Source organism: Streptomyces sp. NPDC045678 (assembly GCF_056432085.1).
Genome location: NZ_JBWKJS010000004.1, coordinates 796,987 through 810,433, shown reverse-complemented (window position 1 = coordinate 810,433; position 13,447 = coordinate 796,987). Strand labels below are relative to the sequence as shown.

12 protein-coding genes are annotated in these 13,447 nt (G+C 70.7%); all 12 read right to left on the bottom strand.

Annotated features, from left to right (window positions below; all coding sequences use genetic code 11):
* Nucleotides 1-134 precede the first annotated feature (134 nt).
* The gene (locus AC07DO_RS18115; RefSeq protein ID WP_479060683.1) at nt 135-1,310 is read right to left on the bottom strand and encodes a hydroxymethylglutaryl-CoA synthase; all 1,176 of its coding nucleotides are present in this window, start codon (nt 1,308-1,310) and stop codon (nt 135-137) included.
* Between the two features lie 3 nt (nt 1,311-1,313).
* Nucleotides 1,314-2,375 (bottom strand): hydroxymethylglutaryl-CoA reductase, encoded by a 1,062-nt coding sequence (locus AC07DO_RS18110; protein ID WP_479060682.1) that lies wholly within the window; start codon nt 2,373-2,375, stop codon nt 1,314-1,316.
* Nucleotides 2,372-3,463 (bottom strand): type 2 isopentenyl-diphosphate Delta-isomerase, encoded by a 1,092-nt coding sequence (gene fni, locus AC07DO_RS18105; protein ID WP_479060680.1) that lies wholly within the window; start codon nt 3,461-3,463, stop codon nt 2,372-2,374. Before fni ends, AC07DO_RS18110 begins: the two co-directional genes overlap by 4 nt.
* Nucleotides 3,460-4,575, bottom strand: a complete 1,116-nt coding sequence (locus AC07DO_RS18100; RefSeq protein WP_479060679.1) for a phosphomevalonate kinase — start codon at nt 4,573-4,575, stop codon at nt 3,460-3,462. Before AC07DO_RS18100 ends, fni begins: the two co-directional genes overlap by 4 nt.
* Nucleotides 4,572-5,627, bottom strand: coding sequence for a diphosphomevalonate decarboxylase (gene mvaD / locus AC07DO_RS18095; protein WP_479060678.1), 1,056 nt, complete (start codon nt 5,625-5,627; stop codon nt 4,572-4,574). The genes AC07DO_RS18100 and mvaD overlap by 4 nt, the downstream gene beginning before the upstream one ends.
* Nucleotides 5,617-6,651 carry a mevalonate kinase gene (gene mvk / locus AC07DO_RS18090; RefSeq protein WP_479060676.1) on the bottom strand — a complete coding sequence of 345 codons (1,035 nt, stop codon included), beginning with the start codon at nt 6,649-6,651 and terminating at the stop codon, nt 5,617-5,619. The genes mvaD and mvk overlap by 11 nt, the downstream gene beginning before the upstream one ends.
* A 93-nt stretch (nt 6,652-6,744) precedes the next feature.
* Nucleotides 6,745-7,653 (bottom strand): aromatic prenyltransferase, encoded by a 909-nt coding sequence (locus tag AC07DO_RS18085; protein ID WP_479060674.1) that lies wholly within the window; start codon nt 7,651-7,653, stop codon nt 6,745-6,747.
* Nucleotides 7,654-7,950: 297 nt separating this feature from the next.
* Nucleotides 7,951-9,342, bottom strand: coding sequence for a dihydropyrimidinase (gene hydA, locus AC07DO_RS18080; RefSeq protein WP_479060673.1), 1,392 nt, complete (start codon nt 9,340-9,342; stop codon nt 7,951-7,953).
* 85 nt (nt 9,343-9,427) lie between these two features.
* Nucleotides 9,428-10,711 carry an aspartate aminotransferase family protein gene (locus AC07DO_RS18075; protein WP_479060672.1) on the bottom strand — a complete coding sequence of 428 codons (1,284 nt, stop codon included), beginning with the start codon at nt 10,709-10,711 and terminating at the stop codon, nt 9,428-9,430.
* Complete coding sequence (locus AC07DO_RS18070) at nt 10,708-11,550, bottom strand: nitrilase-related carbon-nitrogen hydrolase (RefSeq protein WP_479060671.1); 843 nt, start codon at nt 11,548-11,550, stop codon at nt 10,708-10,710. Before AC07DO_RS18070 ends, AC07DO_RS18075 begins: the two co-directional genes overlap by 4 nt.
* Before the next feature lie 194 nt (nt 11,551-11,744).
* Nucleotides 11,745-12,989, bottom strand: coding sequence for a hypothetical protein (locus AC07DO_RS18065; RefSeq protein WP_479060670.1), 1,245 nt, complete (start codon nt 12,987-12,989; stop codon nt 11,745-11,747).
* 204 nt (nt 12,990-13,193) lie between these two features.
* Nucleotides 13,194-13,445, bottom strand: coding sequence for a helix-turn-helix domain-containing protein (locus tag AC07DO_RS18060; protein WP_479060668.1), 252 nt, complete (start codon nt 13,443-13,445; stop codon nt 13,194-13,196).
* Nucleotides 13,446-13,447 lie beyond the last annotated feature (2 nt).

The window sequence follows — 13,447 nt, the reverse complement described above, 5'->3', positions numbered from 1 at the left end:
CGGAGGGGGGAGGGAAGGGAATGTTGTCGGGGAAGTTTCGGCTGACCAGGGGGGAGAGGGGGGGGGGGGGCGAGGAGGACCCCAGGGGGGGGGGGGCGGGGACACGCGCCTTTTTCCCACGGCCACCTTCGTGCCTACCGCCGTTCGTAGATCCGCTTGTGGTCGCGGAGCCCGGCGAAACGGAACTGCCCGCCGTTCTGCACCGGCGTCGGGTGGTCCCCGCCGTCGGTCGGGAACGACCGCTCGTGCAGCTCCCGGTAGCCCGCGTAGTCGAGGACCGTGCGGCGCGCGATGGCCTGCCGGTGCTCGGCGGTGCGCAGCCGGTCGCGGTAGCCCGGGACGACCTGGCCCGCGAAGAACTCCGCGACGCTGCCCGACCCGTAGCTCAGGAAGCCGATGGAGCGGCCCGTGAGGTCGTCGGCCTGGTCCAGCAGCGCGGCGAGGCCGAGGTACACGGACGCCGTGTAGCTGTTGCCGATGACCCGGTTGTACGCCGTGGTCTGCCCGAGCGCCCCCTCGATGGCGTCCTTGTCGGTGTCGTGCCCGCAGTAGTTGAGCAGGTGCCGGTGGGCCTTGTACGCCATCTTGGTGAAGGGCTGGTGGTAGCAGAACGCGGCGAACTCGTCGAGTGAGTGCCCGCCCTGCTCCGAGTAGTCCTTCCAGCAGCCCTCGACGGCCTGGAGGTACGCGGAGATCGACTCCTGCCCGTCGACGAGCGCGGCGTCCCGGTAGTTGGGCCGCCAGAAGTCCATCACGTCCGCGGTGAACAGCCCGGACGGGCCGTCGAACCTGATGAGCTGCGGGTCCGCGCCGACCAGCATCGCGACGGCGGCCGCGCCCTGCGTGGCCTCGCCGGGGCTGTCCAGTTCGTACTTGGACACGTCGCTGGCGATCACGAGGACCTGCTGCGAGGGGTCCCTGGTCACCAGGCCCAGCGCGAACTGGAGCCCGGCGGTCGCCCCGTAGCAGGCCTGCTTCAGCTCGATCACGCGCGCCGCCGAGGGCAGCCCGAGCAGCGAATGGACGTACACACCGGCCGACTTGGCCTGGTCGATGGACGACTCCGTGGCGAGGACGACCGTGCGGATCCGGTCGCCGCCGTGCCGCTCCACGATCGGGGCGGCCGCGGCGGCGGCCAGCGTGACGATGTCCTCGTCGGCCGCCGGCACGCTCATCGACTCCTGGCCGATGCCGATGTGGTACTTGCCGATCTCCGTGCCGTTGTACTCGGCGAGCGCCGTGTGCGGCAGCACGAACTCCGTCGTCGCGAACGACAGGTCGTGGATTCCTGTGCCCGATTCACTGGCCATGCTCTACACACCTACCTTTTCCGTCTTGTCGCCGCGCTCCAACTGGACGTGCGCACGCATCAGTTCACCGGGGTTGGTCTGTGCGGCGAGGAGCGAGAGCTCGCCACAGAGGACCGTCGCCGCCCCGATCACCGCGAGGCGGCGGGCGTTCTCGCCGGGCTCGCGCTCGGCCCGGCAGCCGAGCCGGGCGAGGTTGGTCTCCACGAACTCGATCCCCTTGCCGTTGCCGACCGTGCCGACGATCAGGTTCGGCAGGGTGCAGGCGAAGTAGAGGTCGCCGTCGCGGTCCTCGGCCATGGTGACGCCCTGCGAGCCCTCGACGATGTTGGCCGCGTCCTGGCCGGTGGCGAGGTAGAAGCCGAGCAGCATGTTGGCGTAGTGGGCGTTCGCCGAGCGGATGCCGCCGGCGAGCAGGGTGCCGAGCATGTTCTTGCGGATGTTCAGCTGGACGACCTTCGCGGCCGTCGTGTGCAGGACGTCGGTGACGACGTCGCGCGGGATCAGGAGCTCCGTGACCACGTTCTTGCCGCGGCCCAGGATGCCGTTGATCGCGGTGGCCTTCTTGTCCGTGCAGTAGTTGCCGGAGATGGAGCCGTAGGAGATGCCCGGGATGGTGTCGAGCAGATGCTTCAGGAGGGCGTCGGACGCGAGCGTCGCCATGTTGTGCCCGGACGCGTCACCGGTGGTGAACTCGAACCGGATGAACAGCAGGTTGGCGTTGATCTCGTGCCGGATGTCGATCAGATGGGCGAACCGGCTGCAGCCGCGCACCACTTCGCGCAGCTCGTCGATGCGCGCCTCGATGGCCCGGGCGGCGACGTACGCGGTCTGCGCGTCCGTCGCCTCCACGAGCACCGAGCGGGTCATCCGCTCGTCGACGAGGGTGGCGACGATGCCGTTCTCGGCGAGCATGGAGACCTTCGCGCCGCGGCCCACGGAGGGCCACAGCGGTGTCTCGTAGGTGGCGAGCGGAACCTGGGTCTCGACGGAGGCGACGTTTCCGGTGATGCGCAGGGGGCCCACCCACCGCATCGGAACGCCGGCTATCGCGTGTGTCTCGGTCATCGGGTGCTTCCCGTCAGTTGGTGGGCGGCTTCGGCGGAGCGCGAACGCTGCGCGAACGGCCCCGTCTCGATGCCTCGGTCGGCGCAGAAGGAACGGAGTTCGCCGTGGATCAGCAGGTCACAGCGCGTCAGGTCGGCGGGGGTGCGGGCGCCGAGCATGGTCTGCAGGGCGGCGAGCTGGTCGAGCCACGTCGAGATCTGCGCGATCAGCGCGGCGACGCCCTCGTCCTTCAGGGTGCGCAGGAACCCGCCGGACGCGCCGACGCCGGACGCGCCGAGCGCCAGCGCGCGGGCGACGTCGAGCGCGTTGCGCACACCACCGGAGGCGAGGACGGGGATGCCGACGTCCTGCGTGTCGAGGAGGCAGGCCGCGGTGGACTGTCCCCAGTCGTGCATGAACGCGTACTCACCGAGTGCGCGCCGGCCGTTCTCGATGCGGGCGAAGTCCGTGCCGCCGCGGCCGCCGAGGTCCGCGACCTGGACGCCGAGGCTCTCGATGAGCAGGACGGTCTCCCGGCTGAGGCCGTTGCCGACCTCCTTGACGATCACGGGGACCTGGACGGCCGCCGCGATCTTCTCGATCTGCGGCACCCAGGAGGAGAACGACCGGTCGCCCTCGGGCATCGGCGTTTCCTGCGCGGTGTTGATGTGGATCTGCAGGGCGTTGGCCTGTACGAGGTCGATGGCGCGCTGCACCCGGTCGACCGACGCCGTCGCGTTGACGTTGGCCAGCACGAACCCGTCGGGGTTCTCCTTGCGCAGCACGCTGAACGTGTCGGCGCACGACGGGTCCTTGAAGTACGCGCTCATGGACCCGGAGGCGACGGCGACGCCGGTCTCGCGGGCGGCGATGGCCAGGTCGCGGTTGATGACGCCGGTGCTGACGCTGCCGCCGGTCATCGCGTTGATGTAGAGGGGCACCGGCCAGGAGATGCCGGCGAAGGTCGTGGCCAGGGACACGTCCGGCCGGTCGATGCCGGCCAGGGCGTGGTGGACGAACGACACCTCGTCGAACTGGTTGTGTCCGCTGTGCTGACGCTGGTGCTCGACAGCCAGCCGGACGTGGTCGTCCTTGCGTTGAGAGATCATTGTGCGTTCCCTTCCATGGCGGGACGGATCGGCAAGGGCCGCACGCCCGCCGTGGTCCACCGTTTCCGTACCTGAGCGATGTCCTGTGCCGCTTCCGCGTCGAGAAGCGCGATGCCGCAGTCGCCGCCGCCCGCTCCCGAGGGTTTGGCGGCGCCGCCGACGGCTTCGGCGGCCTCGCACAGTGCGGTCAGCCGTGGGGTGAAGATGCCGAGCCCGACCTCTTCGTCGATGCGGGCCAGCTCGTGCCGGGCGCGCCGGATCTGCCGCAGCAGGCCCTCGCCGTCACCGCCCTCGAGCGCGTCGACCGATGCCCGCACGAAGTCGTTGCTGGTCTCCACGAACCTGCGGTGCGAGGCGCTGCCCCGCCAGGTCCGCCGGTCGAGGCCGGAGACGAGGGACGAGGTGGAGGCGGGTGTCCCGGTCCAGCCGACTTCCAGTGCGAGGCCCGCGGGCCGCGGCAGCGCGCGCACTTCGTGGCCGGACCAGGGCACGCGCAGGGCCTCCTCGATGCCCGCTCTGCCGGCCAGGTCGAGGACGGCGGCCCGGTCGGGTGCCCGGTAGGTGATCCAGCCGCCCCAGGTGCCGGCGGCGAGGTCGCCGCCGGAGGCCTTGGGTTCGAGGCCCGCCGTGGCGAGCATCGCGAGCCGGAAGCGGGCGTCGCGCGTCAGGTGGAGGCCGCAGTGGGCCGCCATGGCGGCGACGGTCGCCACGACGACCGCGCCGCTCGACCCGAACCCGAACTTGGTGCCGTTGTCGTGCAGTTCGCTGCTGACCGACACGTCGAGCGCGGGTGCGGGCAGACCTCGTTCGGCGAGCAGCCGGCCGACGGTCTCGATGGCCGCCGCCACGTGGCCGAAGCTCTCGTGGAGCAGCTGCTCGTCCCGCGGTTCCGTCCCGCCGAGCCGGCCGTCCCGCCATCGGCAGTGCGCCGGGCGCGGGGCGAGGTCGGAGGAGAGTACGACGCCGGGGTCGCCGGGGTCGGACACGGTGACGGTGACGTACCGGTCGACGGCGATCAGGACGGCCGGGTTGCCCGGATCCACCACCGCGTACTCGCCGGCGACGAACAGTTTGCCCGGGGCGCGCCGGACGACCGTCGGCCGTCGCGTCACCGTCCGTCCCCGGTCAGCAGCCGGGCGCCGGGGCCGGGGCGGGCGATGTGGATTGCGCCGCCCTGCGCCGCGCCGCGCACGACGCCCGCGACCCGGTCGGCGTCCGCGTTGCGGCAGAGCACCTTCACGTTGGGTCCGGCGTCCATGGTGGCGTAGGCGAGGACGCCGTCCCGTCTGAGTCGCAGCACGCTGTCGAGGACGGTGAGCGAGGCGGGCGACATGTAGCGCACCGCGGGGCGTGCCGCCAGCATCGTGGCGTGCATGCCGAGCGCGTTGCGCTCCGCGATCTCGCCGACCGCTTCGAGGTCACCGCGGCCGAGGGCCGTGCGCATGTCGGCCAGGTCGTCCTTGCTGGAGACGGCCCACGGCTCGAAGAGCGGTGAGGTGTCGACGGTCCTGCGCATGGCCGCCCTGCTGGACACGTCCTTGGGTCCGGCGTTGACGACGGCGACGACCAGGGCGGGGTCGAGCGGCCCGGCGGGGACCGGCTCGGCGTACGAGCTGCGGTCCGCCTCCTCCTCGGTGCCCTCGTGGTGTCCGGCGTGCCAGACCACGAAGTCCCCGAAGAGGGAGCGGGACGCCGACCCGGATCCGCGCCGGGCCAGGCGGGACAGGGCGGTGGCGTCGAGGTCGAGACCGTAGGCGGCGGCCGCGGCGACGGCGAGGGCGGCGAAGCCGCTCGCCGAGGACGCGAGGCCCGCCCCGGTGGGGACGGTGTTCTCGGTGTCGACGACGGCGCGGTCGGCGACTCCGGCGCGCTCGCGCACCAGGTCGAGGAAGGTGACGATGCGCCGCCGCGCCTCCCCTTCCGCCGGTGCGCCGCCGAGCGCCACTTCGTCCTGGTCCGCCCCGGGCACCCGTCGGACGCTGGTGGTGGTCGGGAAGATGTCCAGGGTCATCGAGAGGCTGTCGGTGCGCGGCAGGATGAGCCGCTCGTCGCGCTTGCCCCAGTACTTGATGAGCGCGATGTTCGGGTGTGCCACCGCGGTCGCGGTGCCCTCCGCCGCTCGCGGTGCGGTACGAACCGCGGTGGTCTGCTGTTCAGTGCTCATGTCCGGCGCTCCCCCTCAGCGGTACGACCCATGTCTGTGCGGCGCCGGCTTCGTGCAGTCGCCGGGTCACCGCTCTCGCCTGCTCCGACCGGGTCAGCGCGATCACGCAGCCGCCCATGCCACCCCCCGTGATCTTGGCGCCGAGGCTGCCCGCCGCGAGCGCCCCGTCGACCAGCGCGTCGATCCGCGCCGTGCTCAATCCGGCTCTCTGTAAGAGCTCGTGATATTCCGTCATGCAGGTGCCGACGTCGTCCGGCCGCCCGTCGGCCAGGGCGTGCCCGGCCCGGTCGGTCAGTTCGGTCGCACGGCGCACGAACCGGTCCTGCGCTCCCTCGTCGCGCCGGAAGCCGTCCCGCAGCAGGTCCACCGCGTCCTTGGTCCTGCCCGTCTCGCCGCTGTCGGCGACGATGATCAACCCGTCGCATCCGACGGGCAGTTGCTCGGACCTGCCCCGCTGGAACAGCAGGGGGCCGGTGGCGCCCACGGCGGTGGCGTCGACGCCGCTCGCGCGGCCGTGGACCACGTTCTCGGCGGTCTGCACCAGGTCGAACGCGGTCTGTGCGTCGATGTCGCGGCCGAAGAGGTCCGCCAGGGCGAGGACCACGGCGCGTGCGCCCGCGGCGCTGGAGCCGAGTCCGCGGCCCGGCGGGACGGCGCCGTCCAGGATCACGTCGAGGTGTATGTCTTCGGTGACGCCCATGGTGGCCCGGAATTCGGCGGTCAGCCGCTGGAGCCATGCGGAGGCCTGCGTCACGAGCGGGCGCGAGGCGGAGCCGGTCGTCGTCAGGGACACGGCACCGGCGCCCGCCGTGGAGGTGGCGGACCAGCCGACGCTCGCCGTGACCGGCAGTTGGGGCACGGGGAGCGCGAGTGCGGGCGCGCCGTGGACGACCGCGTGCTCTCCCAACAGAATGACTTTCGCATGAGCGCGACCGATACCGATCGACCCTTCGCGGCGGATTTCCGACACCCCCTCCGCCGATGTCGGCGACAATGCACTCAGCTCCCTCTGTCTTTTCTGCATGGAGATCGCGCCATCCGGTCTTCTGGGATAAAAAAGGGCTTGTGGAGAAGCAGTTCGCTGCTTCTCCACAAGCCCTGGTTCTTTATATGTGTGTCAGGACTCTGAATGGAGCAGTCCCTCCACGGTCGACTGCCACTGGTAATAGGAAGCGACCTTGTGGTACTCACCCTTGGGCGTCGACGCGATGCCGTAGACGAAGTTGTGGCCCTCCGTGCTGTACGGGGCGTTCTCGAGGAGCCGGTCGAATACCGGCGTCATCGCGACCGCGAGGCCGCACGGCTCCGGCGTCATGGCGGCGTAACTGACCCGCTGGATCTTCGGGGAGTCCCAGCTCATGGTGGTGTAGATGGAGAAGGCCCGCTCGGCGAGGTTCAGCAGCTCCTCGCTCGGCTCCGGCAGTCCGAGTTCGGCCAGGATCGCCCTGACGCCCTGCGCCTCGAAGCAGTCGGCCGGCACCTCACGCCCGCCGCCCGCCCCGAAGTACAGGTTCGTGGTGCGGTTCTTGTAGTCGATCCCGACCGTGCTCACGATGTCGTCGAGGCCGTACTTCTTGAAGAAGTCGCGATTCTCGGCCACGGCGCCCGGTATCGAAGGAAGTTCGACGAGCTGGTCGATCGACAGCAGGTTGGTCGCGCTGGGGAAGGACCAGGTCTTCGCGAAACCGCCGACGACACCGAAGTCGACGCCACAGCTGTCGATGGGGAGGTTCTGGTGGACTTCCTTCAGCAGGCTGCCGGACGGGTGGTCCGTTTTCGGGGTGAGGCCGTGCTCCAGGGCGCGGGCGTAGGGGTCGAGGCCCTTCGGCAGCATCGTGAACCGGCAGTCGAGTTCGTCCGTGGTTCTTCCCGTCGCCGCCCGGAAAGAGATCACAGCCCGACCGAAAACATCCTGGAAGGCATTCAGGATGGGCCAGACCTTGTCGTGCGAAGCGGTAACATCCACCACCTGAGCCGTTTTCTCGATGATCGAGTACAGCTCTTTCAAGTCGGTGGTTTCTGACATTATTCCTCCACTTATCGATCTTGGCGTCTGTCGATCGCCGGGGCCGCGGCGCAACGTGGGGTTGTCGGTCCCCGCGGTCCGCGAAAAAGCGCGGCAAGGGGGGAGGGGACCGTCACACGCGACGGGATGTGAAAGGGAGTCGGTACTGCGCCGAGAGAGGACTCGGCCTCGCCTGTACGAACCGGCGGCTACGGCACTCGACTCAGGGCCTCACGGCGGATTTTGGGCAGAGTCGGCGCGCAGAAATAGTGACACGGGCGGCACCTTCGGGCCAAGGGGCCCCCAAAGTGACCCGGGTCACACGTACTGGCAGACCCCCCGCTCCAGGAACGACCCGTGCCCCGCACGCCCGGCGTACGTGCGGTGGTCGATCACGGGGACGCCCCGGGACAGCACGGTCTCCACGCGTCCCGTCACCCGCTTGCCCTCGTAGGCCGAGTAGTCCACGTTCATGTGGTGGGTGCGCGCCGACATGATCTGTTCGGCGTGCGGGTCGTAGATGACGATGTCGGCGTCGGCGCCCGGCGCGATCGTGCCCTTCTTCGGGTACAGGCCGAACATCCTGGCCGGTGTCGCGCAGGCGACCTCGATCCAGCGGCGCCGGCTGATGTGCCCGTCGACGACGGCCTGGTGCAGCAGGTCCATGCGGTTCTCGACGCCCGGCATGCCGTTCGGGATCTTCGAGAAGTCCTCGCGGCCCATCTCCTTCTGCCCCTTGAAGCAGAACGGGCAGTGGTCCGTGGAGACCACCTGGAGGTCGTTCGTGCGCAGCCCGCGCCACAGGACCGCCTGGTGCTCCTTGGGGCGCAGCGGGGTCGAGCAGACGTACTTCGCGCCCTCGAAGTCCGGCTCCGCGAGGTTGTCGGTCGACAGGAACAGGTACTGCGGGCACGTCTCGCCGAAGACGGGCAGCCCGTCGTCGCGTGCCCGGGTCAGTTCGGCGACGGCCTCCTGCGCCGACACGTGCACCACGTACAGCGGGGCGCCCGCCACCTGGCTGAGCCGGATGACCCGGTGCGTCGCCTCGGCCTCGAGGAGCGCCTTGCGGACCTCTCCGTGGTAGCGGGGATCCCGTTCCCCGCGTGCCAGCGCCTGCTCCACCAGGACGTCGATGGCGAGGCCGTTCTCCGCGTGCGCCATCACGAGGCCGCCGTTCGCGCCCGCGCGCTGCATCGCCCGGAGGATCTGTCCGTCGTCGGAGAAGAAGACACCGGGGTAGGCGGTGAACAGCTTGAACGAGGTGACTCCGGAGGAGACGAGGGTGTCCATCTCCTTGAGCGAGGACTCGTTCACGTCGGACATGATCATGTGGAAGCCGTAGTCGACCGCGCACCGCCCGGCCGCCTTCTCGTGCCACGTGTCGAGGCCCTCCGCGAGCGTGCCGCCCTTGGGCTGGATCGCGAAGTCGATGATGGTCGTCGTGCCGCCCCAGGCCGCGGCACGGGTGCCGGTCTCGAAGGTGTCGGCGGCGAGGGTGCCGCCGAACGGCATCTCCATGTGGGTGTGGGCGTCGACGCCGCCCGGGATGACGTACTTCCCGGACGCGTCGATCACGTGGTCGGCCGTCCAGCCGTGGCCGTCGCGGGTGGCGAGCGCGGCGACGCGGCCGTCCTCCACCAGGACGTCGACGGGCAGTTCGTCGGAGGCCGTGATGACCAGGCCGCCGGTGATCAGAGTGCGGGTACTCATGTGGTGCGCTCCCTTTCCTGCGGACCTGCGAGCTTCTGCGGACCTTCAGGTACCTGCGGACCTACGAGGACTGCGCGGATCCGAACTAGGCGCCGCGCAGCGCCCGTTCGAGGATGGCGGCACCCTCCTCCGCCTCCGCGACGGTCAGCGAGAGCGGTGGCGCCACGCGCAGCACGCTGGTGTCGTGCCCGCCGCCCTTGCCGATGAGCAGTCCGCCCTCGCGGGCCGCTTCGAGGACGGCGGCGGCCGCCTGCGGGTTCGGCCCGCCCGTGTCGGGCTCGACCAGCTCGATACCGATCATCAGGCCGCGCCCGCGCACCTCGCGCACGACGGGCAGCTGGGCGCAGATGGCGCGCAGCCGCTCGATGAGGAGCCCGCCGACGCGCCGCGCGTTGCCCTGAAGGTCGTGCTCCAGGAGGTACGCGAGGTTGGCGAGGCCGGCCGCCATGGTGACCGGGGAGCCGCCGAACGTCGAGATGGAGTTGGCGTCGAGGGAGTTCATGACGTCGGCGCGGGCCACGACGCCGCCGACCGACATGCCGTTGCCGATGCCCTTGGCGAAGGTGAGGATGTCCGGCGGCCCGTTCCCGGCGTGGGCCTGCCAGCCCCAGAAGTGGTCGCCCGTGCGTCCCCAGCCGGTCTGCACCTCGTCGGCGATCCACAGGATGCCGTGCTCGTCCAGGACTTCCTTGAACGCGGCGTACAACCCGTCGGGCGGCGAGGTGAAGCCGCCGACTCCCTGGACCGGTTCGGCGATGAGCGCGGCCACTCCCCCGCGGCCCTGCCCGAGCATGTCGCGCAGGTCGGCGACGCAGGCGGCGGTGAACTCGGCGTCGCTCAGGGCGGCGTACGGGCCACGGCTGCGGACGCCCCCGTGGACGTACAGGGTCTGGAGCGGTGAGAGGCTGGTCGGCGACCACGACTGGTTGCCGGTGATGCCGACGGTCGTGAAGGACCGGCCGTGGTAGCTGTTGCGCATCGCCAGGATCTGGTTGGAGCGGCGGTGCGCGGTGGCGAGCAGCAGGGCCGCGTCGTTGGCCTCCGTGCCCGAGGTGGTGAAGAAGACGCGGGCGTCGGGGATGCCGGACAACGCCGCGATCCGCTCGGCCAGTTCGACCATCGGGCGGTTGAGGTAGAGCGTCGAGGAGTGGATGATCCGCCCGGCCTGCTCGCTCACCGCCTTGGTGACCTCGGGCAGGGCGTGGGCCGTCATGGTGGTGAGAATGCCGCCGAAGAAGTCGAGGTACTTCCTGCCGTCGGCGCCCCAGACGTGGCGCCCCTCGCCGTGGGTGAGCTCCATGGGCCGCTCGTAGTAGAGCGCGAGCCAGTCGGGCAGCACGGCCCGGTGGCGGTCGTACAGTTCGGTCACGGCTGCACCAGCCCTTCGTAGGCGTCGGGGCGGCGGTCGCGGTAGAACGCCCACTGCTGGCGTACTTCCTCGATGAGGCCGAAGTCGAGGTCCCTGACGACGAGTTCCTCCGCCTTGTCGCTCGCGGGTTCGCCGACGAACCGGCCGCGCGGGTCGACGAAGTACGAGGTTCCGTAGAAGTCGTTGTCGCCGTACTCCTCCTGGCCGACGCGGTTGATCGCGGCGATGAAGTACTCGTTGGCGACGGCCGCCGCGGGCTGTTCGAGCTGCCAGAGGTAGGCGGAGAGGCCGCGGGATGTGGCGGAGGGGTTGTAGACGATCTGGGCGCCGTTCAGGCCCAACTGGCGCCAGCCCTCGGGGAAGTGGCGGTCGTAGCAGATGTAGACGCCGACCTTGCCGACCGCGGTGTCGAAGACGGGCCAGCCCAGGTTCCCCGGCTTGAAGTAGTACTTCTCCCAGAACCCCTTGACCTGGGGGATGTGGTGCTTGCGGTACTTGCCGAGGTAGCTGCCGTCGGCGTCGATGACGGCGGCGGTGTTGAAGTAGAAGCCCGACTGCTCGACCTCGAAGACGGGCACGACGATCACCATGCCGGTCTCGCGCGCGAGCTCCTTCATGCGGGTGACGGTGGGGCCGTCCGGCACGGGCTCGGCCCAGCGGTAGTGCTCGGCCTCCTGGACCTGGCAGAAGTAGGGGGCGTTGAAGACTTCCTGGAAGCCGATCACCTTCGCGCCCTGCCGGGCCGCCTCGCGGGCGTGTTCCTCGTGCTTCGCGATCATGGATTCGGTGTCGCCTGTCCAGGTCGCCTGGACCAGTGCGGCGCGTACGACGTTGGCCATGAGCTGCTCCTTCGTATGCCCTTGAGAGGACGTCAGAGAGCCTCTACGCACGTAGATCTGCTGCGTGGATCAGGAAAACGTATGCCTCCCCCGAGGGGCTGAGCAAGACCATCGCCGTCAACCGGCGGAGACGATCATGTTTCGCACCCGTGCGGGCGACGGTCGCTCCCGGCCGAAACGCGCGCAGGACCCGGTCAGGCGCTGAATCCGGCCACGCGCAGGGCGTGCACCAGGTCCCAGTGGTGCTCCTCGGAGACCCCCCGTGCCGTCTCGAGGAGCAGGGGTATGAGCCGGTGCGGGTCGGTGTGCGCGCAGCGGGCCACGTCCTCGGGGGTGCGGACGCGGAGGTAGGAGTCGAGCAGGGCGCGGGCCTCGCGCTCCCGGCCGGCGTCGAGCAGCGCGACGATCGCCTCGGCGATCTCCGGCGCCGGGCGCGCGACGCCCTGCCGCAGCAGCTTCCTGCAGTCGTCGGCGCGGCCGGAGCCGGCCAGGGCGTCGGCCAGGGCGACGAGCCGGTCCGGCGGCAGGGACGCGGCTTCCCACAGCAGCGTCGCCCAGTCGGCGGCGAGACCCGCGCGGTGCAGCTCGGCGGCCAGCCCGGGCAGTCGGTCCGCGGGCCAGCCGGCGGCCTCCACGAGCACGCCGTGCGCCTCGCCGCTGCGGCCCTCGCCGCGCAGCTTGATGAGCTCCCGCACGGCGTCGGACACGGGTTCGGGTTCGGGCTCGGGCCGGGCGCCGTAGAGGGCCTCCGCGGCGAGCGCGGAGTCCTGTCGGGGTACATGCGGTCCGCCGTCCGGAAACGAGCCGGGGTCCGGAAACGAGCCCGGGTCCGGGTTCCGGTCCGGGCTGCGGCCCTCGGCGGTGGACGCCGCCGGGAACACCCCGAACCCGTCGCCCGACGCCGCCCCGAGGTCGACCCACGACGGGCGTTCCGCGTCGACGAGGCGGTCCATCCGCTCCTGGATCTCGGCGCAGCGGGCCGTCGCGCGGTCGTGGTCGTCGCGGACCCAGGCGAGGTCCAGGTTGATGCGGTCGATGTCGTCGGGGTCCGCGGCCGTGCCCAGCTGTCGCGTCAGGTCGGCCTGCCGTTCCAGGGCGATCCGCTGCTCGGTGAGCATCATGTCGAGCCGGTCGCCGAGGAGCTCGCGGCCGCCGGGCCGGGCGTCGTACGCGGCGACGGAGGCCCGGTGCAGCATGCGTGCCGTGTCGGTCTCGCGTTCGGCCTCCGCGATGCCGCGGTCGGCCGCGAGGTCGTGGAGCAGCGCCTGCACCACGTCCCAGGGCGGCACCTCCGCGCCCTCCAGACAGGCCCGCATGCCGTCCGGGTCGCGCTGCCAGAACACGCCGCACCAGCCCGCCGACTGGTCGAGCCGTCCCAGCAGCTCACTCAGGTATCTCGCGAACTCCCTGACCTGAACCGGGAGTTGTCCCACCGCCATGTGACCAGCACCGTCCCGTGAAGCCTGGAGTCTTCCGGTCCGGAAGATAACACCAGACGTGTTACGGGACGACTACATGCAGTTTTCGGCACGCATGACTCAGGCCACAGCCGCCGACGCTCGGGCCGCAGCCGTCGACGCTCGGACCGCAACCGCCACCTCCCGCACCACGTCCGCCACCACTCGCACCACGCCCGTCAGCGCTCACGCCACCACCAGTTCGCACCGGAGCACCAGCTCGTCCAGCGAGAGGCCCAGCACGGACGCCAGCGCCGCCACGGTGAACAGCGCGGGAGTGGGCGCGCGCCCCGTCTCGATCTTCCGCAGCGTCTCCGCCGAGAGGCCCGCCTCCGCGGCGACCGAAACCATGCTCCGCTCCGCGCGGGCCTCACGAAGGAGCACCCCGAGACGCTCGCCGCGCTCGCGCTCTTCCGGGGTCAAAGGAGTCCGAACCATGC

Coding starts and splice junctions, on each gene's coding strand:
- AC07DO_RS18085 (WP_479060674.1), bottom strand. CDS start 7,653: ATGTCAGAAACCACCGACTTGAAAGAGCTGTACTCGATCATCGAGAAA.
- AC07DO_RS18060 (WP_479060668.1), bottom strand. CDS start 13,445: ATGGTTCGGACTCCTTTGACCCCGGAAGAGCGCGAGCGCGGCGAGCGT.
- mvk (WP_479060676.1), bottom strand. CDS start 6,651: ATGCAGAAAAGACAGAGGGAGCTGAGTGCATTGTCGCCGACATCGGCG.
- fni (WP_479060680.1), bottom strand. CDS start 3,463: ATGATCTCTCAACGCAAGGACGACCACGTCCGGCTGGCTGTCGAGCAC.
- AC07DO_RS18110 (WP_479060682.1), bottom strand. CDS start 2,375: ATGACCGAGACACACGCGATAGCCGGCGTTCCGATGCGGTGGGTGGGC.
- hydA (WP_479060673.1), bottom strand. CDS start 9,342: ATGAGTACCCGCACTCTGATCACCGGCGGCCTGGTCATCACGGCCTCC.
- AC07DO_RS18115 (WP_479060683.1), bottom strand. CDS start 1,310: ATGGCCAGTGAATCGGGCACAGGAATCCACGACCTGTCGTTCGCGACG.
- AC07DO_RS18070 (WP_479060671.1), bottom strand. CDS start 11,550: ATGGCCAACGTCGTACGCGCCGCACTGGTCCAGGCGACCTGGACAGGC.
- AC07DO_RS18065 (WP_479060670.1), bottom strand. CDS start 12,989: ATGGCGGTGGGACAACTCCCGGTTCAGGTCAGGGAGTTCGCGAGATAC.
- mvaD (WP_479060678.1), bottom strand. CDS start 5,627: ATGAGCACTGAACAGCAGACCACCGCGGTTCGTACCGCACCGCGAGCG.